General features: G+C 46.1%; 19 protein-coding genes. 12 read left to right on the top strand and 7 right to left on the bottom strand.

All coding sequences use genetic code 11. The features are described 5' to 3' along the window. Positions 1 to 38 precede the first annotated feature (38 nt). Entirely contained in the window at positions 39 to 437 is a 399-nt protein-coding gene (locus EBI00_RS07310) for a response regulator (RefSeq protein ID WP_123095256.1), read from the top strand. 86 nt (positions 438 to 523) lie between these two features. Next, positions 524 to 3,553: an ATP-binding protein gene (locus tag EBI00_RS07305; protein WP_123095255.1), complete on the top strand. Its 3,030-nt coding sequence runs from the start codon at positions 524 to 526 to the stop codon at positions 3,551 to 3,553. 47 nt (positions 3,554 to 3,600) lie between these two features. On the opposite strand, the gene EBI00_RS07300 is transcribed toward EBI00_RS07305, so the two are convergent. Then, positions 3,601 to 6,063, bottom strand: a complete 2,463-nt coding sequence (locus EBI00_RS07300) for an EAL domain-containing protein (RefSeq protein ID WP_123095254.1) — start codon at positions 6,061 to 6,063, stop codon at positions 3,601 to 3,603. Between the two features lie 238 nt (positions 6,064 to 6,301). Here EBI00_RS07300 and EBI00_RS07295 point away from each other — a divergent pair, with 238 nt between their 5' ends. The 4 genes from EBI00_RS07295 to EBI00_RS07280 are packed head-to-tail and all read left to right on the top strand — an operon-like array spanning position 6,302 to position 10,119. Further along, positions 6,302 to 7,366 carry a sensor histidine kinase gene (locus EBI00_RS07295; protein WP_123095409.1) on the top strand — a complete coding sequence of 355 codons (1,065 nt, stop codon included), beginning with the start codon at positions 6,302 to 6,304 and terminating at the stop codon, positions 7,364 to 7,366. Next, a complete protein-coding gene (locus tag EBI00_RS07290) occupies positions 7,363 to 8,052 on the top strand; it encodes a response regulator transcription factor (RefSeq protein WP_123095253.1) in 690 nt (229 codons plus the stop codon). The genes EBI00_RS07295 and EBI00_RS07290 overlap by 4 nt, the downstream gene beginning before the upstream one ends. 44 nt (positions 8,053 to 8,096) lie before the next feature. Continuing rightward, the gene (locus tag EBI00_RS07285) at positions 8,097 to 8,750 is read left to right on the top strand and encodes a potassium channel family protein (protein ID WP_123095252.1); all 654 of its coding nucleotides are present in this window, start codon (positions 8,097 to 8,099) and stop codon (positions 8,748 to 8,750) included. Position 8,751: 1 nt separating this feature from the next. Further along, complete coding sequence (locus tag EBI00_RS07280; RefSeq protein WP_123095251.1) at positions 8,752 to 10,119, top strand: TrkH family potassium uptake protein; 1,368 nt, start codon at positions 8,752 to 8,754, stop codon at positions 10,117 to 10,119. A gap of 59 nt (positions 10,120 to 10,178) precedes the next feature. Here the strand turns inward: EBI00_RS07280 and mnmE are convergent, their stop codons facing one another. The 4 genes from mnmE to rpmH form a co-directional block, all read right to left on the bottom strand. Beyond that, the gene (gene mnmE / locus EBI00_RS07275; protein WP_123095250.1) at positions 10,179 to 11,558 is read right to left on the bottom strand and encodes a tRNA uridine-5-carboxymethylaminomethyl(34) synthesis GTPase MnmE; all 1,380 of its coding nucleotides are present in this window, start codon (positions 11,556 to 11,558) and stop codon (positions 10,179 to 10,181) included. Between the two features lie 120 nt (positions 11,559 to 11,678). Beyond that, positions 11,679 to 13,331, bottom strand: coding sequence for a membrane protein insertase YidC (gene yidC / locus EBI00_RS07270; protein ID WP_123095249.1), 1,653 nt, complete (start codon positions 13,329 to 13,331; stop codon positions 11,679 to 11,681). Positions 13,332 to 13,426: 95 nt separating this feature from the next. Then, the gene (gene rnpA, locus EBI00_RS07265; protein WP_123095248.1) at positions 13,427 to 13,834 is read right to left on the bottom strand and encodes a ribonuclease P protein component; all 408 of its coding nucleotides are present in this window, start codon (positions 13,832 to 13,834) and stop codon (positions 13,427 to 13,429) included. Between the two features lie 8 nt (positions 13,835 to 13,842). Next, positions 13,843 to 13,977 carry a 50S ribosomal protein L34 gene (rpmH, locus tag EBI00_RS07260; protein ID WP_084035504.1) on the bottom strand — a complete coding sequence of 45 codons (135 nt, stop codon included), beginning with the start codon at positions 13,975 to 13,977 and terminating at the stop codon, positions 13,843 to 13,845. A gap of 514 nt (positions 13,978 to 14,491) precedes the next feature. Here rpmH and dnaA point away from each other — a divergent pair. From dnaA to gyrB, 4 genes are all read left to right on the top strand, one after another. After that, positions 14,492 to 16,051 (top strand): chromosomal replication initiator protein DnaA, encoded by a 1,560-nt coding sequence (dnaA, locus tag EBI00_RS07255; RefSeq protein WP_421930365.1) that lies wholly within the window; start codon positions 14,492 to 14,494, stop codon positions 16,049 to 16,051. A gap of 32 nt (positions 16,052 to 16,083) precedes the next feature. Continuing rightward, positions 16,084 to 17,181, top strand: a complete 1,098-nt coding sequence (gene dnaN, locus EBI00_RS07250) for a DNA polymerase III subunit beta (RefSeq protein WP_123095247.1) — start codon at positions 16,084 to 16,086, stop codon at positions 17,179 to 17,181. A 97-nt stretch (positions 17,182 to 17,278) separates the two neighbouring features. Further along, positions 17,279 to 18,385, top strand: coding sequence for a DNA replication/repair protein RecF (recF, locus tag EBI00_RS07245; protein ID WP_123095246.1), 1,107 nt, complete (start codon positions 17,279 to 17,281; stop codon positions 18,383 to 18,385). Next, positions 18,386 to 20,809, top strand: coding sequence for a DNA topoisomerase (ATP-hydrolyzing) subunit B (gene gyrB / locus EBI00_RS07240; protein ID WP_123095245.1), 2,424 nt, complete (start codon positions 18,386 to 18,388; stop codon positions 20,807 to 20,809). It abuts the gene before it with no gap. A 92-nt stretch (positions 20,810 to 20,901) separates the two neighbouring features. Here the strand turns inward: gyrB and EBI00_RS07235 are convergent, their stop codons facing one another. After that, entirely contained in the window at positions 20,902 to 21,747 is an 846-nt protein-coding gene (locus tag EBI00_RS07235) for an SDR family oxidoreductase (RefSeq protein WP_123095244.1), read from the bottom strand. Positions 21,748 to 21,830: 83 nt separating this feature from the next. Between EBI00_RS07235 and EBI00_RS07230 the strand changes: the two genes are divergently transcribed. Both EBI00_RS07230 and EBI00_RS07225 read left to right on the top strand, forming a co-directional pair. Further along, a complete protein-coding gene (locus EBI00_RS07230; RefSeq protein ID WP_123095243.1) occupies positions 21,831 to 22,229 on the top strand; it encodes a winged helix-turn-helix transcriptional regulator in 399 nt (132 codons plus the stop codon). A 155-nt stretch (positions 22,230 to 22,384) separates the two neighbouring features. Further along, positions 22,385 to 23,515 (top strand): MFS transporter, encoded by a 1,131-nt coding sequence (locus EBI00_RS07225; protein WP_123095242.1) that lies wholly within the window; start codon positions 22,385 to 22,387, stop codon positions 23,513 to 23,515. A 94-nt stretch (positions 23,516 to 23,609) separates the two neighbouring features. On the opposite strand, the gene gmhB is transcribed toward EBI00_RS07225, so the two are convergent. Next, a complete protein-coding gene (gmhB, locus tag EBI00_RS07220; protein WP_123095241.1) occupies positions 23,610 to 24,170 on the bottom strand; it encodes a D-glycero-beta-D-manno-heptose 1,7-bisphosphate 7-phosphatase in 561 nt (186 codons plus the stop codon). Between the last annotated feature and the right edge of the window lie 43 nt (positions 24,171 to 24,213).

Raw genomic sequence — 24,213 nt, 5'->3', positions numbered from 1 at the left:
AGATTCTTTGAATTCAGATCGTTATAAGGACATTGCCAATGAGTGAGCTCCAAAAAGTTCTTTACGTCGAAGATGACGTGGATATTCGTGAAATTGCGACGATTGCTTTGCAAGACATAGGCGGGTTGACCGTCGAAGTCTGCGAGTCTGGCACTCAAGCCCTAACTGTCATTGATGATTTTGCACCACAGTTGGTGTTACTTGATGTGATGATGCCTGATATGAATGGACCTGAGACCTTGGTTGCACTACGCCAACAAGGGTCTGTGACCGATGCCACTGTTGTTGCCTTCATGACCGCAAAAGTTCACCCTGAAGAGCTTGAACGTTACTATGAGCTGGGTGTTACCAATATTATCTCAAAGCCTTTTGACCCTATGACGCTGGCCGACGATGTGCGTGCCATATGGGACTCTGCCGAGCAAAAAAAGTCTTAAAAAAGTCGTATAAGATCGTTTATTCGTCAAACGAAGGCCCTTGCGTTGCGCTTTGAGCGCTCAAGTAAATGACATGAGAAGAGTCAATGAATCAATTATCTCTAAACGTGAGAATTGTGTTGCTGGTATTGGTTACCTGCGGAATATTAGCGGGTGGTATGCTGACGACCGTATATCGTCTAATGGTCCACGATTACGAAGTACTGGTGGCAGAACGAGAGTCTGCAGAAATAGAGCGCATGGCATCCGAGTTAGAATTGTCTTTAAAGCAGCGTTTGCTGGCGCTGGAGGCGTTTTCAACGCGATTTTTAGACGATGAAGGTGATTTACTTAGCGTGTCTGCGTTGCAAACCATATTAAGTAAATCTTCTGTGGCGAATGACCTTTTCCCCGATGGTTTACTGGCGTTTGATGAGACAGGTACTGCCCTTGCCGAGAGCCGTTTTGTTCCCGACAGAGTCGGTACGAGATATCTAGATCGTCCACATTTTCAGCGTGCTATGAAAACGAAAAAAGCAATTATTTCACAGCCCATTTTGGGTCGTACTACAGGTTTACCTTTATTGTCTTTTTTGCAGCCCATCCTATCGGCAAGTGGTGATATCAATGGCTATGTAGGGGGCCTGTTAGACTTATCAAATACCCCTCTTCTTGTCACCAGTCAGGTTTCAGAGACAGATACTAGCGTGACGACGATTATTATTGATCCACGTTACCGACTTTTTGTGTCCATGCAGGAAAAATTCACCAAGCCAGAGCCGCTGCCTGCAGAAGGTAAAGACGCTCTGGTGGATGCGGCCGTGGCAGTCTTGCCGGCGGGCAGCTTAATCGCATATCAAGGAAAACAATACCTGATTGCCACTGAGCAGCTAGATACTCTAGGTTGGGTTGTACTTCGTGCTATTCCCTACGAAGAAGCCATAGCGCCCGCAAAAGCCTCTTATCAGCACTTTTTGCTCATCACTCTACTCGTGATGTTTCTGGTCAGTTTAGCTGGGGCGTGGGTGGCACGAAGTCTGACGCGACCTATAGAAAAAATGACCCGACGAATTGATAATTTAGCGGATGAGGCCAAGTTCGACAGTGCTTTTCAAGAGCAAGGTGGGCCTGAGGTAAAGGCATTAGCTCGAGCGATGAACCGTCTGGAAAGTGAACGAAAAGCCGCAGATACCGCCATCCGTGAAGCGGAACGTTTTTTGTCTAGCGTACTTGAAGCGGCGTCTGAAGTGGCTATTATCGCTACTGATCGTGATGGACTTATTACCGCCTTTAACAAAGGCGCTGAGAATATGTTGGGTTATACCACAAGGGAGATGCTCCAAAAACAATCCCCCGCACTTTTTCATCTTAGTCACGAAATAGCCGCAAGATCGGCGCTGTTGAGTGCAGAATTCAATAAACCGGTTGAGGGTTTTCGTGTTTTTGTCGAAAAAGCAGAACAAAAAGGGTCTGAGACACAAGAATGGACATACGTCCACAAAAGCGGTCGCCATATTCCCGTATCGCTCGTGGTCACGACCATGCGCAACGAAGCGGGAGAGATTACGGGTTATCTAGGTATTGCAGAAGACATTACAGAACGCCAACGTATGGATCAAATGAAGAGCGAATTTATCTCGACAGTCAGTCATGAGCTTCGTACTCCTTTGACATCTATCTCGGGGGCTTTGGGTTTAATGGTGGGAGGCGGATTTGGCGTACTACCAGAAAAAGCCAATAAGCTGCTTACCACCGCTTACCGTAACAGTAAGAGACTGGCGTTATTGATTAACGACCTGTTGGATTTTGAAAAAATTGCGGCGGGTAAATTGCATTTCGATATGCAGATACAAGCACTGGCACCCCTGTTAGAACAGGCGGTCGAATCCACTCAGCAGTACAGTACCGAGCGACAGGTCGCGGTGATGCTTAGTGAAAATGAGCACAACGCCCTTGTTCGAGCAGACAGCCAGCGTTTAATGCAGGTGCTGGCCAATTTATTGTCTAACGCCATTAAGTTTTCACCCGAAAATGGTTCGGTGTTTGTCGATGTTGAAACCACAGATGACAGGGTAACGGTGAGCGTGGTTGATAACGGCCCAGGTATTCCTGAGGCGTTTCGTCATCGAATTTTCCAGCGCTTTGCGCAAGCGGATTCTTCAGATACCAGAGCCAAAGAAGGCACAGGTTTGGGGTTAGCGATTACCCGTGAGCTGGTAGAACGCATGGGGGGACGGGTTGATTTTGAATCAACAGAAGGCCAAGGGTCGCGCTTCTTCTTTGAATTACCACTCGTTCAGCTTGCCGCAGAAGTGCTTCCCGTTGAGGCAACCAAAGAAAATCAATCCGCGTCTATTTTAGTGGTTGAAGATGACGCTGACATCGCAAACCTGCTCGCTATCATGTTAAAACAAGCAGGTTATCAGGTGGACATTGCGCTTACTGGCAAAGAGGCACTGAATAGACTCCAGCAACAGCGTTACGATCTAGTGAGTTTGGATCTCATGCTGCCTGATATTGGTGGCTTAGACATCATTCGAACCCTACGCCAGCATTCCGTTACTCTGGATCTACCGATTGTGGTGGTGTCAGCCAAGGTTGAACAAGGTCAATTAGAGATTAATGGCGATGTATCAAACATTGATTGGTTGGCAAAACCCATTGATCAGCAACGCTTATTGAACGTGGTACAACAACAGTTGTGTTGTGTGAGACAAGAGCGCCATTCCCGGGTACTTCATGTGGAAGACGATGATGATTTGCATGATGTTATTTGTGCGATGGCAGGAGAGACATTCGAGTTTGATCTCGCGCAGACACTCGAAGAGGCGCGAATAAAACTGAAACAACAGCTGTTTGACGTGGTGTTGCTGGACATCGGTTTGCCAGATGGCTCGGGTTGGGACCTACTGCCAGACATTCGAATGTCTTTGCCTGAAGCTAAGGTGGTTATTTTGTCTGGGGAGGACATGACTGCAAAAGAGCGCGACCGAGTCGAAGCTGTTATGCTCAAGTCGCGGCTTTCTTCTCAAGAACTGCTAAGCGGTATCAATGCCCGTATTCATTCCTCGTGGTTAAAGCGAAATTACTTCCAGAACCAAAGCGAGACAGCAGGAAACGATAATCCTGAAAAATAGTCGATAAAATGACAAATCCTAACGTAACGTTAGTTGGGGATTGAGCGCTATAACCAGTTATCGCGCTCAATCTCTTCCACAAACATAGGTTTCGCGGTTAAAAAACCCTGATACTGGTCGCAACCAAATTGATGTAAAAAATCCAACTCTTTGGTTTTTTCAACGCCTTCTGCGATTACACTCATGTTCATGGTTTGGCCTAACTTTATCATCGAGTGCAGCAGTCGTGCGTCGCCGGTTTGTGACCAGTGCTGAACAAAACTACGGTCAATTTTAAGTTTTGCGGCATTAATGCGGTGTAAGTAACTGAGTGAACTGTATCCTGTACCAAAATCATCCAAGGCCAACCGGACCCCAAGCGCTTTTAGCGATTGAATCACGTGATTGGCTTGCTGCCAATCAGACAACAACAGGGATTCGGTAATTTCCAACACGATATTAGCGGGTGTGAGTTGATAGTGTGTAATCAGCGACTGCAGTAACGTCAAAAATGTGGGTTGCTGGATATCTTGAGCCGATAAATTGACCGACATGTACAATCTAGGATGTTTTGTTTGCCACTTTGCCAGTTGTGAAAGAGCCTGTTTAAGCATCTGCTCGGTAAGTTGAGAGACAATGCCCTGCTCTTCCATAATACTAATGAACTCACCAGGTCCTGATACCTGATTTCCTGAATGTCGCCAACGAGCTAGGGCTTCAAATCCTACAATTTGTCCGTCATTAACCGCAAAAATAGGCTGATAAGCCGCGACAAATTCACCACACATTAATGCTTTTTTGACCGCTTGTGTCACAACCAGCTTAGTTATTTCTTCGTTTTTCATTGCATAAGAGTAATAACAAACATCCGCGGTAGGCGCTTTTTTTGCTCTGAATAATGCCTCATCGGCATGATCTAATAATTCATCTGCGTTAACTGTTTCAGGCGTGGCCAAGGCTACCCCTATGTCCGCCATCAATGTGATAGTATTTTGAGCCTCCACGGATTGTGTACTTTCAACAGCCCTAGCTAAAGTTTGAATATAATGTTCCAGGGCAACTTGAGACACATGCCCTTTAGTCAGCACTAAAAATTCATCTCCACTTTCGCGACATAACATATCGTCGCTATGGATAGTTTGACTGAGCTCCCAAGCCAACTGCTGCAAAATTTGATCGCCATAATAGTAACCATACAAGTTATTTATCGTATGAAAATGCCGGATGTCGATTTTTAGTACGGCAAAAAACAAAGACGGATCTCGCGTTGTTAGTGCCTCATCGATCGCAATACGCATCTTGGTAAGCTTTGGAAGACCCGTGAGAGGGTCTTGGTTAATCGTCGCTTCAGATACTGTGAGTGAGACTGTTTTTGCCCTCAGTAAACGCCCTCGTGTCACCCTTGATTTGATAATCATCAATAAACGCCATGGCTCGATTGGCTTATTGACAAACTCATCGTTGGTGAGACGAGCGCATGCCAACTGAATATCTGTGTCAGCGGCTGACGACATAAACAATAATGGAATAGTAGCAAACTCTTCATGTTGACGGATAATTCTACCCAGTTCAATGCCACTGCAATTCGGCATGTGAACATCAATCAACAAGAGCTCAGGTTGCTTTTGCTCAAGCAGCGTTATAGCTGTTTCTGCACTGTTTGCGGTTGAGACACTATAACCTGCGTTAGACAACACAGAATCGTATAAACCGAGTAGGTCTTTGTCGTCGTCCACGACCATGACTCGGTAGGGTTCAATAGGGGCTAGGTTTAATTCAGCATGCAGGAGAGATATCAGTTTAGAGATGTCCAAGGGCTTTTTTAAAAAATGATTTCCGGCGGCTCGTACTGCTGCTAGACGCAACTCAAACGAATCAAAACCTGAGATGAAAATAACCGGCAAGGGGCATCCGTCTTTTTGACGCCAAATACCCACCTTGTTGGCGCCAGCAAAACGTTGACCCGAAAAGTCCATATCGACAATCAGCGCTAAAGGATTATGTTGAAAAATCGCATCTTCAAGTTGGTTTATGTCATCCAAGTAATGTACGCAATAGCCGTGTAGAGAAAGCGTTTCGCTTAATTGTGCGGAAAAGTCATGATCGTCATCCACCAACAATATGTTGATGATATTTTGGAAATGGGGCTGGGGGATGAGTGTAAGGTTTGGCTGATACTCGTCATTGTTGTCAGTAGAAACAACGGAATCTCGTTGAAGCGCAGCCAGCAAGGTGTTCAACGGATCAGCAATGGCACTGATGCGTTCTTGGTGTGATAAGCCGCGACATTCATAGCAGGCCACTTCCAGCTCACTCGCTAACAAAGACAGTTCTGCAAAACCGTACGCTTTTCCAGAACCGCCTAAACGGTGGGCAATGGCCATGAGCTTATCTGGCATGCGTGGATCATGTCTACCTGACTGCCAGATGTCTTCCATCTCTGTTTTGTATATTGCCAAATGGTTTTGATACGTTACACGAAGCTGGCGCATTTTCTGTTCTATTGACGTGCTTGGCTCTTTTGTTCCCATCACACCATTCCCTTGAGTAATTTGAATTTTCAGTCACTGCCTTTTAAATGTAGATGCAAATAAGACGTAAATCCAGAGACTACACCTTGTTCAATAGGTAAATAACATAGAGAAAGGATAGTCATGATTAAGATGACGATTTTTACGTCATTTTTACGCGCCAATCTCAGTGGCCTTTGTTAGAGTTTCGTCTGTGCTTTTTCTTTCCCATATTCATTTGGTCACAACTAGCAATATCATGAAACTATCCCAGCTTACGTATTATTTCGTCTTGATTGTCGTTAGTAGCGCATTATTGATCAGCTATGGTTTGGATCTTTGGTTGGGATCAAATGTTGCGATTTTATTGATTTTGCAGCTGTCTGTGGTTGTCGTCGCGTTATCATTTCATCCCCGCTGGGTGTATGTCATCGCTTTATTTGAAGCCTTATGTTTTAACTTCTTATTTACGGTGCCCCGTTATTCATTTGAGATGTTTAATCGCAATGACATGGTGAATGTGCTGGTGTTTTTATTGGTGGCAGCAGTAACCAGTAAGTTAGCCGAACTGTACCGCGATCAGCAGAGTCGTTTAAAACAAGAACAATTGCGCAATAGTATTTTATTGTCTGTTTCCCATGATTTACGCACTCCATTGGCGACCATTATTGGCACCCTAAGTACATTAAAAGAATACATGGATAAGCTCACCGAGAAAGAAAAAGCGGAGCTGTTCAACAGTGCTATCAGTGAAAGCCACCGACTGCATCAGTACATAGAAAACCTATTGCAAGCCACGAAATTGCACCATGGCGTGGTGGTCCCAAAGCAATCTGAACAGTCAGTGGTGACTATCATGCACCTTGTTGTAGAGCGATTTAGTCAGCAACAATCCCGCTTACATCTGCATACTGAGGATAGACTACCACTGGTTTCAGTGAGCTCGTCACTTATTCAACAAGCGATTTTTAATGTTGTCGATAATGCTTTGCGATACTCACCAGCAGACAAGCCTGTGACCATTTCTGTAAAGTCGTTAGACACAGATAATAAGACTCCTCAGGTTATTATTGAGGTACAAGATCAAGGGATTGGTATTAGCTCAGCCCAGTCTGAGACTATTTTTGAGCTGTTTTATTCAGTTGATGCTTTCAAGCGAAATGACAGCGGGACAGGCTTAGGTTTGGCGGTATCAAAAGGCATTATTGCCGCACATCAAGGTACGATTCAATCCGTTCCGGTTGAGCAAGGTTGTCTGATTCGTATTTGCTTGCCCGGGTGCTGTGAGACATTAGCTCATGGTAAAGGAGGGAATGTCTTATGACGTCTTATAAAATACTGGTGATCGATGATGAGCCTCAAATCCACACCTTTATTCGAATATCATTAATGGCAGAAGGGTTTACGTACCTTGGTGCACAATCTATCGCCGCGGCAAAACAGGTGATTCAACAAGATTCACCGCATTTACTGATATTGGATTTAGGCTTACCAGATGGCGATGGCATGGATTTGGTCAACCTTGTACGAGCCACAAGCAACACGCCGATCCTCATTTTGACCGCTCGCGATGAAGAAGAGGAAAAGATTCGTCTGCTTGAAGCAGGTGCGAATGATTACCTAAGCAAACCCTTCGGTATTCGCGAATTGATTGTTCGAGTGAAGGTTTTGCTAAGAGATTTAGTGAATACCCACTCACCTGCTGACATCCTAGAAACCAAAGACATTAAGCTAGAAATCAGTACCAACCAAGCGTGGTTTCAAGGTGTGCCCTTGGCGTTAACCAAGAAGGAATTTGCTTTTTTACGCATGCTCATGAAAACGCCAGACAAACTGGTGATGCAAGAAGATTTACTGGCCAACATTTGGGGGGTGACTCATACCCGAGATTCACATTACCTACGGATTTTGGTCAGTCAGCTGCGAAAAAAACTCAACGATAATGCCAATGATCAGCGTGTTATCAAAACGGAAGCTGGTCTAGGTTATCGCTTGTTATCTGATCGTTGAATTATCGAAAGACTTTTCAAAAATACGAATAAAAGGGAATCAATATGGCGCATTTTACGGTGATTGGTTTGGGTCGTTTTGGCATTGCAGCCAGCATGGAGCTGATTTATTTGGGGCATACGGTCATGGGGGTGGATCGAGACGCTAAGATTGCAAAAAAGTACGTTGATGATTTCACTCAAGTGATCATCTGTGACTCTACCGATGAAAACGCCTTAAAAGAGCTTGATTTGATTAACAGTGAAGCCGTGCTGGTGGCCATCGGTGAAGACATGGAGTCGAGCTTGTTGTGCATTTTGGCACTGAAAAAGCTGGGCGTGAAAGAGATTTGGGTCAAAGCAAGCAGTCGTGCGCACCATACTATTGTTTCTAAACTGGGTGTCGCTCGTATTATTCATCCAGAGGAAGAAATGGGAGTTCGAGTGGCACAGGCGTTGAACTACCCAATGGTGAACGATTATCTGTCGATTGGTCATGGTCTATATGTGGTGGAAATACACATAAAATCCCATTTGGATGGCCATCCGTTAGGCGATGTTCTCATTACGTCTAAAGGGCGTGTTGAAGCCGTGATGATCAAGAGAGAACAGGAAACTTTTTTGCACCTCAAAGAGGACTTTGTCCTGCGAGGTAATGATGTTTTATTGTTGTCTGGTACACGCACTTCTCTAAAATCCCTCGTACCAAGGTTGGTTTGATATGGTGATGTGGGACCCCTCGGTTTCTCCTATCGAAAGACACCCAAAAGCCGCTAAAAAGATCATGGCAGCACCGCCTTTGATACTGTGTGGCGGCTTTTTATTGTTGATTGTCATAGGAACATGTTTACTCAAACTGCCCATGGCCACAACAACCCCAATTGGTTGGGTACATAGCCTTTTTACTGCCACGTCAGCCGTCACAGTAACAGGGCTGGTGGTACAAGATACGGGCACGGTTTTTACGACTTTTGGGCAAGTCGTGATTGCGGTGTTAATTCAATGCGGTGGTTTAGGTTTAATGACCTTTGCTGTGGTCACTCTCGTTGCTCTAGGCGGCCGTATTGGCTTTTTGCAGCGCACGGTAGCCATTGAAGCCTTTAATCAAACTGACGCCTCTAGCATCGTTTCGACAGCGAAATCTGTGTTGCTGTTTTCTTTAATCGTCGAAGCCATTGGCATTTTAATTCTTGCGGTCCATTGGAGCGAGACACTAGGTTGGAAAACCAGTCTATTTCATGGCTTTTTTTACACCATCAGTGCCTTCAATAACGCAGGCTTTGCACTGAGCGCCGACAGCCTTGTTCCTTATGTGGCCGACCCTGTGGTGAATTTCACTATAAGCGGATTGTTTATTATCGGTGGTTTGGGATTTTCTGTCTGGATTGATCTAATGAAAAACCGCCGCTGGGCAAGACTTTCGCCTTACAGCAAGATGATGATAATTGGCACCATTCTCATCAATGCAGTGGCGGTGTTGGCCATTTATTTCATTGAGTATAATAACCCTCATACATTGGCACCATTGAGTGAAACGGGCAAATGGCTTGCCTCATGGTTTCAGGCGGTAACCCCAAGAACCGCGGGCTTTAACACGCTTGCGATAGATCAATTAGAAGACGCAACCACGGCTCTTATGTTGCTGCTGATGTTCATTGGAGGGGGGTCTTTGAGTACCGCCAGCGGCATTAAGGTAGTGACTTTTATGCTGTTAATATGTGCCACTTATGCGTATTTACGACGTGATTCTGAAGTCAACGTGTTTAAGCGAGAAATCCCCAAAGATGTGATCAGTAAAGCACTTGCGTTAACCATGATCTCAATTGGTGTGACTTGGTTGGCTATTTTTGGTCTCTTGATCAGTGAAAAACACGCCGACTTCCTAGATGTGGTTTTCGAAGCGGTCTCTGCACTTGGCACTGTGGGGTTATCTCGAGGGTTAACCGGAGACTTAAGTTACACAGGCGAATGCATCATTATTTTCTTGATGTTTATCGGCCGTTTAGGTCCACTTACACTGGCCTACTTTCTCGCCAGCCCAAGAAGCAAAAAAGTCCGCTACCCGAAAGTCAAAATGACCGTGGGTTAAGAGATTTTTCCGTGCTCTAAGTTGTAAGGCTTAGAGCACGGAATGCTTTTACGTGTTTATCACTTCCCGATACAAAATGAGCCAAAGATGCGGCCTAACAGGTCGTCGCTGGTGAAGGCACCGGTGATTTCGCTTAGGGCTTGTTGGGCTTCTTTGAGATCTTCAGCGAGCAATTCCCCGGCGCCGTGGCCGTGCAGTTGCTCGTTACCCGCGTCTAAAAAGCGGTTCGCTTTGTTGAGCGCTTCAATGTGGCGACGACGAGCAATAAACCCCCCTTCAGTGGTGCTGTCGAAGCCCATGACGGCTTTTAGATGTTCAGTCAAGTCGTCAACGCCCTCACCTGTTTTGGCTGATAGAGAGACAACAGGGACGCCTGAGACCATTTCTATACCTGTGCCTTCTTTGGTTAAGTCGACTTTGTTACGCACCAAGGTAAGGTGTTTGGTATTGCCCAGTTTTTCCATGAATTCTGGCCAGATTTCGCTTGGGTCTTTTGAGTCAATAGATTGGCTGTCGACCATCATTAGAATGCGATCTGCTTTGCTGATTTCGTCCCATGCGCGCTGAATGCCGATGCGCTCTACTTCGTCTGGGCTGTCGCGTAAACCGGCGGTGTCGATAATGTGCAGCGGCATGCCATCCAGATGGATATGTTCACGCAATACGTCTCGAGTGGTGCCTTCGATGTTCGTCACGATGGCGGACTCTTTGCCTGATAAGGCGTTCAATAAGCTGGATTTGCCGGCATTGGGGCGCCCAGCGATAACCACGCTCATGCCTTCGCGAATTAAGGCGCCTTGATTGGCTTCTTTGAGTACGTCAGCAAGCTTTGCTTGAATGCCCGCCAGTTCTGCGGCGACTTTGCCATCCCCAATGAAGTCGATTTCTTCTTCTGGAAAATCAATGGCGGCTTCCACGTAAATACGTAGGTGAATCAAGGCTTCTACCAGTTCATCAACGCGTTTTGAAAAAGCCCCTTGTAAGGAGCGTAACGCGCATTTAGCCGCTTGTTCTGAAGTGCTGTCGATCAAGTCGGCAATGGCTTCGGCTTGGGTTAAGTCCATTTTGTCGTTCATGAAGGCACGTTCGGAGAACTCCCCAGGACGTGCTAAGCGCGCACCAAGGGCAACACAATGACTCAACAGCATGTCCATGATGACAGGGCCGCCGTGTCCTTGTAGTTCAAACACATCTTCGCCAGTGAAGGAATTTGGCCCTGGAAAATATAAGGCGATGCCCTCATCGAGTTGTTCTTGGTTCGTGGTTTTGAAAGGCACGTAATGGGCATAACGTGGTTTGGGTTCAAAGCCGACAATTTGCTTTGCAATGGCCAGGCTTTTTGGGCCAGATAAACGAATGATCCCTACGCCACCTCGGCCGGGAGCGGTGGCTTGTGCGGCAATCGTGTCTTGATCTGTGGCGTACTGGAAATCGGTCATATTGAAACTCTGATATACGTTGGAAAGTGGGATTTTATCATCGAATGAGTGTCAGTCTAAACATAAAAAAAGGCCTCCCAATGGGAAGCCCTTTTTACGCTCAAACTATTAACGCGACAGCTAAGCTTCTTTTTCGATACGTTTTGTAATGATGTACTGTTGTACGATAGACAAGGTGTTGTTGACTACCCAGTACAGTACCAAACCACTTGGGAACCACAAGAAGAAGAAGGTAAATGCGATCGGCATAATCTTCATAATGCGTGCTTGCATCGGATCGGGTGGCGTCGGGTTTAGCATCTGTTGCCCCATCATACTTAGACCCATCAAGATAGGCAGCACGAAGTAAGGGTCCATAGAGGATAAGTCGTCAATCCATAAGAAGAACGGCGCATGACGCAATTCAACGGATTCCATCAAGACCCAGTAAAGCGCAAGGAAAACAGGCATTTGTACTAAGATCGGCAAACAACCCCCTAATGGGTTGATCTTTTCTTTCTTGTACAGCGTCATCATAGCTTGCGACATTTTTTGACGATCATCACCAAACTGTTCTTTTAACTTGGCTATTTCAGGACCAAATTTGCGCATTTTCGCCATCGAACGATAGCTTGCTGCGGACAGTTTAAAGAAGATAGCCTTCACACATACCACGACTAGGATAATGGCAATACCCCAGTTGATCACATAAGACTGAATAATGGTTAGCAACCAAAATAAAGGCTTAGCCAACCACCATAGCCAGCCGTAATCGACGGTCAATGCCAAATTTTCTGCCGTTGCTTCAAGGTGGTCTTGTAGTTTAGGGCCAACGTATAGAGTCGAGCTCAGAACCCCTTGACTGCCTGGTGCGATTTCAACCGGTGACCCAGTGAAGCCTATGATATTAAAGTCACCATTGGTACGAGCTTGTAATGTTACTTTCTGACCTTGCTCTGGAACCCAAGCAGACACAAAGTAGTGTTGCAAAACGGCAATCCAGCCTTGAGAGGTTGTTACCTTGACAGGCTCTTCGGCCATATCAGAGAAAGAAACTTTGCTGTACTTGGTTTCTTCATTGGAGATCGCGCCCCCTAGATAAGGTTGCAGCCCCATACTAGTTGCTTGGCTTGGATCAGGTGTGTTGTCACGCTTAATTTGCGCAAATAAACTGCCTCGCCAGCTGGATGAAGAAACGTTGTCAACAGTGATTAACTGACGGATTCGGTATTCGCCTCTAGTGAAACGGAACGTCTTGGTATACTTGATACCTTTGTCATCCGTGTAATATAAATTCACATCAAGAGAATCGTCGCCATCGGCTAGGGTGTAGTCCGTTTTTTCAGACTGATAAACAGGTCGACCATTTGGTGAAGCATCGGGACCATCTTGTCCAATTAACCCGCTTTGCGTTACGTAAGTACGAGCAGGATTATCTTCGAAGATCACAAAGTTGTCTGGCTGTCCAAGTTGTTTTTGGTAATCCAGTAAAGCCGCTTCTACAAAATCACCACCTTCTGGATTGATCGAAAGGCGCAACGTATCAGTTGTTACTGTGATCATTTTTCCAGGTGCGATATTACTCACACTTTGTGGAATCTCTGCATTCGCGTTTGGTTGTTGCTCTGCAGAGGGTAAGTCATTGCTCAATTGAGGGACAGCTTCAGATTGACTCTGAGAGCTTTGAGCTACGCTTTGAGTGGACTGAGAACCATAATCCTGGCTCCACTGTAAAAACAGCAAGTAGCCACTGATAAAAAGCGCACCCCATAAAAAGTAACGTCTGAAATCCATGGTATTCAACTAATTCGTTTGGTTAAACAGATAGGTTCATTGAACCCTGATAAAATTCACGCGCTATTAAACCAGCCTTTGGCAGTTTTTTCAGCCTATTTCTGATTATTGTGAGTGCGTTTTTTATTTTCGGATGGGCCGCTTGGTTTCAAGGCTTTTTTGACCAGCTGATCCCACGCTTTATTAAGCCGCTTTTGCAAAGTTGCGTTATCCAGATCTTTGATGCCCTGGCGAGCTAAAAAAATAATATCTAAACCACACAGCGGAGTTTTGTTGTGGCGAAAAGAATCACGCACCAAACGTTTGATACGATTCCTACCTACTGCGCGTTTATCCGTTTTTTTCGACACAATAAGACCCAACCGAGTTTGGTTGTCATCTCGTTTTCGTGCCAATAAAAGGAATTCGCCTGCAAAGACTTTGGAGGAGGTGTCATTAAAGACAGATTGATAATCCCCGGCATTCAGAAGTCTGACGTGCCGAGGAAAACAATATTCGGTCATCAGCGTACTTATGCGCTTAGAACCTTGCGGCCGCGAGCACGACGACGAGCGACAATTTGGCGTCCGCTTTTAGTTGCCATACGAGCACGGAAACCGTGGTTACGTTTGCGTTTTAGAACGCTAGGTTGGAAAGTTCTTTTCATCTTAATTCTCTCACTGAATGCAGTGTTTGAGTTTTGAGGGTTAGCTCGCGCCAAGCCTCTACATTTGATTGGTCAAATCAGGGCGCGGATTTTAGAGGGTTTTGTGAATATATTCAATGCCTCACTTTGGCTATTTTGCTGTGATTAAGTGAGAAAGTAATCCACACATTTCATGCATTACTTACACACAGGGTTATTTTCATTTAGTGGATAAGGCAAATGTTATCCTTTTAACTTATTCACAGGGTAATTTTTTAAAGACTATTTGTGTTTAAAAATCAAAAGGATAAAAAGATATCAACATGTTAGTATTGAGGCGATAAAACACCACGAGGCTGTGCGTAACTACCGCTCTTATCCACCGTAAAAAGGTTTTTTTCGCTCCTGTGTATAACTTGACCTGTTATTAACATGGGTTTATTTTTTTACGTAATTTGCAATTTTTTAATTATGTGTGGATAACTTTAATTGACCAAGGTAAAATCCGCCGCTTATCTGTCACCCAACCAGGAGTATGCCTACCGTGTCTTTGGAGCATTGGAACCTCTGCCTGCAGCGCTTGCAGAGTGAGTTTTCCACATCGCAGTTCAACACCTGGATTCGCCCTTTACAGGCTGAAATGACGCCAAATGGCGAACTGTGCCTAAGTGCACCAAATCGTTTTGTGTTGGATTGGGTGAGTAACAAGTATCAAACGCGCATTAAAGAGTTATTGTCTGAATTTGCTGGTGACGGTCTTGCACCGCCCTTAAAACTGGCTGTTAATACGCAGAATTTTGCTCAGGCTGGTCAGTTATCTTCCCCTCCTCCTCGTATTCAAAGTGAACCGACCGTCAGTCCGCTTAACAATGATGTGGCGAGAGAGTCCGGTTATCGTCCGGGCTTTGGTTTAATGGACGATGAAGAGGGACTGCCACACGCGGATCTAGAATTTGAAGCACCACTGACGCTATCGAGTACGGGGTTGCGCAGTGAACTTGAACCTTATGAGCAGGGCCAGTTACCGTTAACGGCACCAAAACGCAAGGTTCAGGTGGAAGGTGGTATTAATCACGGTGCGAACCTAAACAATTCGTTTACCTTTGATAACTTCATCGAGGGTAAATCCAACCAACTGGCGCATGCTGCGGCCTTACAAGTCGCTGAAAATCCCGGTGGTGCTTACAACCCGCTCTTCATATACGGTGGCGTTGGTCTTGGTAAAACTCACTTAATGCAAGCCGTCGGTACGGAGATGATGCGTCATAATCCGAACGCTAAAGTGGTTTACTTGCACTCTGAACGTTTCGTTGCTGACATGGTAAAAGCGCTTCAGTTGAACGCGATCAACGATTTTAAGCGTTATTACCGTTCTGTTGATGCCTTGTTAATCGATGATATTCAGTTTTTTGCCGGTAAAGATCGCACGCAAGAAGAGTTTTTCCACACCTTTAATGCTCTATTAGAAGGTGGCCAGCAGATGATTCTGACTTGTGACCGCTATCCTAAAGAGATCCAAGGTTTGGAAGATCGTCTTAAGTCACGTTTTGGCTGGGGTTTAACGGTTGCTATTGAACCGCCAGAATTAGAAACTCGTGTGGCGATTTTAATGCGTAAGGCTGATGAAAGTGGCATTAAGTTGTCCTACGATTCGGCGTTCTTTATTGCCCAGAAAATACGCTCGAATGTGCGGGAGTTAGAAGGCGCTTTGAAGCGTGTTATCGCGAATTCACATTTTACCGGCCGCGCGATTACGCCAGATTTTGTTCGTGAATCATTAAAAGACCTTTTGGCCTTGCAAGATAAGCTAGTGAACATTGATAATATTCAGCGAATTGTGGCGGAGTATTACAAAATCAAGATCAGTGATTTGTTGTCGAAGCGTCGTAGCCGTTCAGTGGCGCGTCCTCGTCAAGTGGCCATGTCATTAGCCAAAGAATTAACGAATCACAGCTTGCCAGAAATTGGCGATGCGTTTGGTGGGCGAGACCACACCACGGCGTTGCATGCGATTCGTAAGATTAAAGAACTGCAAGACACGGATTCTGATATTCGTGAAGACTACAAACAACTGATGCGAATTCTGACCACCTGATGGTCTAAGACTTTGAGTTTACGAGGAAAATAATGAAATTTTCAGTCGTCCGCGAGACACTTCTAAAGCCACTTCAACTAGTAGCAGGCGTTGTTGAACGCAAACAAACCATGCCGGTTTTGGCCAATGTGTTGGTAGAAGTGAAAGGCCAACTATTAACCCTGACGGGCTCAGACTTAGAAGTTGAGCTGGTCGGACACGTCCCTTTAGATGAATGCGAAGAAGGCCGTATTACCGTGCCAGCGCGCAAGCTCATGGACATTTGTAAAAGCTTACCAGAAAGCGCTGTGATTGAGTTTTCGTTGGATGAGCAAAAAGCCGTGATTCGTTCTGGACGTTCGCGTTTTAGTCTGTCTACCTTGCCTGCCGATGAGTTCCCGAACATTCAAGACATGCAAGGGGATCTGACGGTATCGATTGCACAAAACAGTGTGCGTCGTTTAATTGATCGAACGGGCTTTGCGATGGCAAACCAAGATGTTCGTTACTATCTAAATGGCATGTTGTTGGAAGTCGCTGACGGTCAATTGCGTGTGGTTGCAACTGATGGTCACCGATTAGCGACCGCGGTAGAAGACGCACAAGTCAGCGGTGATTTGACGCAAGTGATCGTACCTCGTAAAGGCGTGTTAGAACTTAACCGTTTGCTAAATGACAGTGATGATGTGGTTGAGCTAACCATAGGGACCAATCATATTCGTGCAAAAGTCGCGGAATATGTGTTTACCTCGAAATTAGTCGACGGCAAATTCCCTGATTATCATCGCGTTATTCCACGTAATAACGACAAAATTGTGATCGCCGATCGTTTGGAATTGCGCCAAGTGTTCTTGCGTGCATCGATTCTGTCCAACGAAAAATACCGTGGTGTGCGTTTGATTCTGTCCAATGGCATGTTGCAAGTGTTTGCCAACAACCCAGAACAAGAAGAAGCCGAAGAGTCTGTGTTGGTGCAATACCAAGGCGACAATATGGAAGTGGGCTTCAACGTCGGTTACTTGCTGGATGTGTTAGGCGTAGTGGACACTCAAGAAGTGCGTTTATCCTTGAATGATTCTAACAGCAGTGCCTTGATCGAAGAAGCACAAAGCCACGCAGCACAGTATGTTGTGATGCCGATGCGTCTCTAATTATCATTGCAAGAACAGACCTACTGCCCGCTTAATGTGTGAGAAATGACATCGTTAAGCGGGTGATCTTCCCTCCCCTAATGAAGGTTTAAGAGTTATGCCACTGGTGCGTTTGGACATCTCTCATGTTCGCAACCTTTCTAGTGTGCGCTTCGAGCCTTCGCCTCAAGTAAATGTCATCGTCGGTAAAAATGGCAGCGGCAAGACCTCTGTCTTAGAAGCCATCCATCTTTTGTCTTTAGGTCGATCTTTTCGTAGTCACAAACACAAAACCTATATCCAGCACGACAATGAGGCATGTCTGGTGTTTGCTCAATTGCAGCAATCGCAAGGCAGTCCGATTCGCGTGGGTCTTCAACGCCAGCGTGATGGCCGCATTGATGTGCGTATTCAAGGACAGCGTGCGCAATCCGTTGTAGAGCTTGCCGAACGCCTTCCTGTGCAGCTGATCAACCCTGATGCGTTTCGACTATTAGAAGGATCCCCCAGCGTTAGGCGACAGTTCATTGACTGGGGCGCGTTTCATTTCGATAAGGACTTCATTCAAGCGTGGCGCGGCTGGCAAAAAGCATTAAAACAGCGGAATACCTTACTCAGACGTGGTAAAATATCGGCCAGTTTATTGGCGGCTTTTGATCAAGAATTGATTCGGTTAGGCGAACGGGTGAATACCTCTCGAAAAGCTTACATCGAAAAATTAACACCGCATTTTGTGTCGGTTTTGTCATTGTTGACCACAGAGCTTGCCGTAGAATTGCAGTTTTTCCAAGGCTGGGACGCGCAGAAAAACTTACAAATGGCGGTTGAATCCGGGCGTGAGCGCGATATTGAATTGGGTTACACGCATACCGGCCCACAAAGGGCGGATTTACGGGTGAAAACCGCGACGGGCGACGCGTTAGACACCTTGTCCCGTGGTCAGCAAAAGTTAGTCGTATCGGCGCTTAAAATCGCCCAAGGTCAATTACTCATCGATATGGGTCGACCACTGGTGTTTTTGGTGGACGATTTGCCCGCTGAGTTAGACGCCAACCACAGACAAAAGCTTTGTCAGTTATTGGAGTCGTTAAACAGCCAAATTTTTATTACCAGTGTTGAGCCCGACACAACCGATTTTCATTGGGCTCACACCACAGACGTTCGTCAGTTTTCCATGAGTAATGGCGAATTGTCTTTATTGAGCAAAGGTTTGCAGGAGAGTTAAATGAGTGAAAATAATTACGATTCGTCCAGTATTAAGGTGCTCAAAGGGCTTGATGCTGTGCGTAAACGCCCAGGTATGTACATAGGCGATACCGACGATGGCACTGGCTTGCATCACATGGTGTTTGAAGTGGTCGATAACTCGATTGACGAAGCGTTGGCAGGTCACTGTGACACCATTACTGTACTGATTCATCCCGATGAGTCAATTTCTGTATCCGATAATGGCCGTGGTATCCCGGTCGATATTCATGAAGAAGAAGGCGTGTCGGCGGCAGAAGTTATCATGACGGTACTTCACGCTGGTGGTAAGTTTGACGATAACTCATACAAGGTTTCTGGTGGTTTGCATGGCGTGGGTGTGTCTGTTGTTAACGCCTTGTCAGAAAGTCTTACTCTCACTATCCGCAAAAATGGCAAAGTTTACGAGCAGCTTTATGTTCATGGTGTTCCTCAAGCGCCACTGGCGGTCGTTGGAGATTCTGATGGCGCTGGCACTACGATTCGCTTTAAACCGTCTGCCGACACTTTCACGAACATAATTTTTATTTACGATATTTTGGCGAAGCGTCTACGTGAGTTGTCATTCTTAAATTCAGGGGTCGCCATTCGACTTAAAGACGAGCGCACGGGGAAAGAAGATTTCTTCAATTACAGTGGTGGTTTGCGTTCGTTCGTTGAGCATTTGAATACCAATAAAACGCCTATTAACGATATTTTCCACTTTATTTGTCAGCGTGATGACCTAGAAGACGGTATCGCTGTAGAAGTGGCCTTGCAGTGGAACGAAGGCTTTCAAGAAAACATTTATTGTTACACCAATAATATCCCACAACGGGATGGTGGTGCCCACTTAGCGGGTTTTCGCAGTGCGCTTACGCGAACGCTAAACACATTTATTGAAAAAGAAGGCTTGGCGAAAAAGCAAAAAGTCGCGACCACAGGTGATGACTGTCGTGAAGGCTTAACCGCCATCGTGTCGGTAAAAGTCCCTGATCCAAAATTTTCTTCTCAAACCAAAGATAAACTGGTGTCGTCCGAAGTAAAAACAGCGGTCGAACAAGAAATGAGTAAACGTTTTTCTGAGTTTTTGCTAGAAAAGCCAAGCGAAGCTAAAATCATCGTCAACAAAATGATAGATGCGGCCCGTGCCCGTGAAGCTGCGCGCCGTGCCCGTGATATGACGCGCCGTAAAGGCGCGTTAGACATCGCAGGTTTGCCAGGTAAATTGGCCGATTGTCAGGAAAAAGACCCAGCGCTCTCTGAAATCTACCTAGTGGAGGGTGACTCTGCAGGTGGCTCAGCAAAACAAGGTCGTGATCGTCGTACCCAAGCGATTTTGCCGCTGAAAGGTAAAATCCTTAATGTCGAAAAAGCTCGTTTTGACAAAATGCTCGCCTCGGTTGAAGTAGGAACTCTGATTACGGCATTGGGTTGTGGCATTGGCCGAGACGAATTTAACGCTGACAAACTGCGTTATCATAGCATTGTTATCATGACCGATGCCGACGTGGATGGTTCGCACATTCGTACCCTGCTATTGACCTTCTTCTTCCGTCAAATGCCAGAAATTATCGAGCGTGGTCACATTTTTATCGCTCAGCCGCCCTTGTTCAAAATTAAACGCGGCAAACAGGAGCAGTACATTAAAGACGAACCTGCCCTAAACCATCACTTGATTGAAGTGGCATTAGACGGTGCTGCCATGTACGTCAACAGTGATGCCCCTGGCATTCAAGGCGAAGCATTAGCCAAGCTAGTGCGTGATTACATTCGCATTGAAGAAGACATTGAGCGTTTGTCGCGTGTGTACCCAAGAGATGTTATGGGGAAACTTCTGTACTGCAAACCGCTAACGATTGAAAACTTAGCCGACGAATCAAGTGTACTGGATTGGGTGGATGCGATTCGTCAGCAAATGCCACAAGACGCTCGCACTGGGTTCCGTTTTGACTTCTCAGTAGAAAAAGACGATGAGCGTAATTTGTATCTGCCGGTTGTCGACATCATGTCGCACGGTGTGTCTAATCGTTATCGCTTTGAATACACTTTCTTCCAGTCACCAGAATATAAGCGCATCGTTGCCATGTCGGAATTGGTGGAAGAGCTGTTCAGCGAGGAATCTTTCATACAGCGCGGTGAGCGTCGTGAAACGGTTGAAACCATCAGTGCGATGAAAGCCTGGCTAATGAAGGAAGCGTCCCGTGGTATGACGGTCCAACGCTACAAAGGTTTGGGTGAGATGAACCCTGAGCAACTTTGGGAAACCACCATGGACCCGAATGCGCGCCGTATGCTTCGCGTCACTATCGACGACGCCGTTGCCGCTGACCAAATGTTCACCACCTTGATGGGTGACGAAGTGGAACCACGTCGTAACTTTATCCAAGACAACGCCTTGAACGTCGCCAACCTAGACGTATAAGTGCTTCATGAGTAGATAAAAAAACGGTTAGAGTGAAAGCTCTAACCGTTTTTTTTGATCTAATTTGTATAACTAAGCAAGGTTAAAATGGCTTACAACGCGGCTTTGATGCTGACTTCAATGGACGTCGTAGAGCGGCCAATTAACGTGGATAGGTCTTTGCTGTCGCTGTGTAAGCCGCCTTTGGAAGCCCCTGTTTCCGAATCAGCTAGAATAGCAGAGAAGCCTTCTGGTAAGCCTGCGCCAACCAGAATCTTTGTGTATTCCGCTTCTGGTACATTTTGGTAGGCGACAGTTTTACCGGATACCTTGCTAATCGCGGCAGCGTATTCACTGAGCGTGAAGGCGTTGTCGCCCGCCAGTTCGTAGACTTTGCCAGCTTGTCCGTCTTTAACAAGCACTGCGGCCGCGGCCGCTGCATAGTCTGCACGCGCTGCAGTAGACAGTTTCCCATCTCCTGCACAACCGACCACACCGTATTCTAAAGCGGTCGCAAGGCCCATTGTGTAGTTTTCGGAGTACCAGCCATTGCGAAGTAGCACATGAGGTACGCCAGATTCCGCTAACAGATTCTCTGTTGTTACGTGTTCTTTTGCCAAAATAAGCGGCGATGTATCCGCGTTTAAGATACTGGTGTACGCAATCAAAGCAACCCCCGCTTCTTTGGCGGCATGGATGACATTGCGGTGTTGCTCAACACGTTGACCCACTTCGCTGGAAGAAACCAAGAGTACTTTTTCCACGCCTTGCATGGCCGCAACAAGAGAATCGAGATCGCTGTAATCCGCTTGGCGAATTTGAACGCCCTTTTCGGCTAAATCGGCGATGTTTTCTGGGTTACGAACCGCTGCCACGATTTGGTTAGCGGGTGTGGTGTTTAAAAGGTTATCGATAACTAGACGACCAAGTTGGCCAGATGCGCCGGTGATTAAAATCATAATATTCTCCTTTGAGTTTTAATTGGATAGAAGTAGAATAAATCACTAACAAACTTTTAGTAAGTACGTACAAAAAGGTAAGTATGAAAAATAATTTACAAGATTCTGTGAACGGCATGGCTCACTTATTTGAGCGAGGCGATGTGTTTTCAGACAAATGCCCTTCTCGTGATATTTTGAAACATGTGACGAGTCGCTGGGGGGTGCTGGTGTTGTTTGCTCTCAAGGATGGCGAAACGCATCGTTTTAGTGAACTGCGTCGCAAGATTTCAGGCGTCAGTGAAAAAATGCTGGCGCAAACCCTTCAAGCCTTGGAATTAGATGGCTTTGTTTTACGCACATCGTATCCTGTGGTGCCGCCTCATGTGGAATACAGCCTGACAGAATTAGGAGTGGGTGTAGCGGAACGGGTTGCTAATTTAGCAGATTGGATAGAGGATAATCTTACGGATATTCTTTTATTTCAGAGTCGTAAAAGGTAAGTAAGTGATTACTTACACTGCATTTTTTTGCCTTGCCCCTCAACTGAACGGAAGTATTTATGCGTGACGTCTATTAATAAATCATGCTGCGTGATTAAATCAAACATCAAATGCGCTATTCAGCATACAAAACAACAAAAATGGGTGTCGCCGCTATGAGAGAATTACACCGCACGTCGCTTTATTGCGCCATGTTTATTGCCGTAGGCGCTGTGGCTGGCTTGCTTGGGCCTAGCTTAATTTACTTGGCAGGGCTGGTTGATGTCTCAATGGCGGAAATTTCCATTATTTTTAGCGCCAGAGCCGTGGGAAACATTCTAGGGGCTTTGTTGGCTGGTCGCATGTTTGACCGTTGGCAAGGCCATCACTACCTTATTGTCATGCTGTTTTGTCTTATTGGCGGTTTGGCCCTAGTGCCCTTTTCGACCAGTTTACCCATGTTGGTGGTGTTGTTTTTCTTGTTGGGCGCGGCGGAAGTGTCTGCGAATGCCGGTGGCAACATGATGATGGTTTGGTTACACAAGGAGAAAGTGGGTTCCTATGTGACTGTGCTGCATCTGTGTTACAGCGCGGGTTGTATGTTAGCGCCTTTAATTCTTATTTTTGCACAGTGGACTGGAGGCGGCTATGGTGCGGGCTATTGGATAGTGGCTTTGTACGCTTTAGTCTTGCCGTTTTTTCTATGGCGTCAACCTAGTCCCACTTTTGAAGCGAGAGCGTCAGAGGTGGTCCCCGCTACCAAGCAGAAAGCGACGTTTGTGGCGTTTTTAACGGTGATTTTTTTGTATGTGGGTTTTGAGCTTACCATTGCGGGCTGGATCAGTACCTATGCCGTCTTGTCCGGCGCGACTCAAACGGCGGCAGCCATTTTAGTGACTTGGTTTTTTGTCAGTTTGTCCTTGGGGCGTTTGATTTCGGTGGTTTTGCTGCGTTGGATTGATCCTCGCCAAGGGATTTATGGTTTGTTGGCGATCAGTATCAGTGGCAGCTTAATGATGGTTTTGTCCGATGCGTCCTTGGTGCTCATTGCCTTGTGGCTTGGGCTGGGGTGTTCCGCTTTCTTCCCGATGTTATTTTCCTATGCGAATACCATCATGTCGCTGAACGGTAAGCGAACGGGCATTGTTTTTGTCTGTTGTGGTCTGGGGGCGCTGGTAGCACCATCGCTAACAGGGCCTATCATCGATGTTTTTAGTATCTCGGCTTATCCTTATCTGCTGTTGTTTTTGGCGGTTCTAATGGGCCTAAGTTGGCAACGTTTGTCTTGGATGACTCGATCGTCTTGATGTGAGTGAGCGTTTACCTCTTGGCCATTTGCTCACCACTCACCCACACTACATGAATCAATCGACTTCAGACTGTCTGTGGACATCGGTTTGGTTAGCTGTATTTCTGCAATGTGGAAATCGTAAAGGCAGCCAGATCCGTAAATACCTCAAACGGGAAGTCGATGGCTTTATACTGGGTTTCACGGCCTTTTCCGGTTAACACCAATACGGGTGAGCATCCACGCGCTTTTCCTGCCTGAAGATCCCTTAAAGAGTCTCCAACCATGATTGCAGGATAGTGTTCAAAGGATAAATCAAGTTCGGCCTCAATAGCTTCAATCATGCCGCTCTTAGGTTTACGGCAATGGCACTCGTCTTCTGGGCCGTGCGGACAATATTGAATTCCACTGATACGACCACCTTCGGCTTCCACTAACTGCGTCATTTTATCGTGCATGGCGTGCAAGGTGGTTTCGCTATAATAACCGCGCGCTATTCCTGACTGGTTGGTCACCACAAACACTTGAAAGCCCGCTTTTGATAACGCGGCGATGGATTTAATACTGCCTGGAAGCGGTTGCCATTCGTCTAGGGTTTTAACGTAAGCGTCAGAGTCTTGATTAATGACGCCGTCTCGATCGAGCAAAATAATGGGTTTAATCTGTTTGGCCATGGAGAGGGTCTCTTTTTGTTCAGTAAGATTAGTGAAATAGGGT

The sequence above is a fragment of the Marinomonas hwangdonensis genome, from assembly GCF_003721245.1.
Taxonomy (GTDB): Bacteria; Pseudomonadota; Gammaproteobacteria; order Pseudomonadales; family Marinomonadaceae; genus Marinomonas; species Marinomonas hwangdonensis.
Note: the sequence above shows the minus strand (reverse complement) of the source record. Positions and strands in the feature narration are given on the sequence as shown.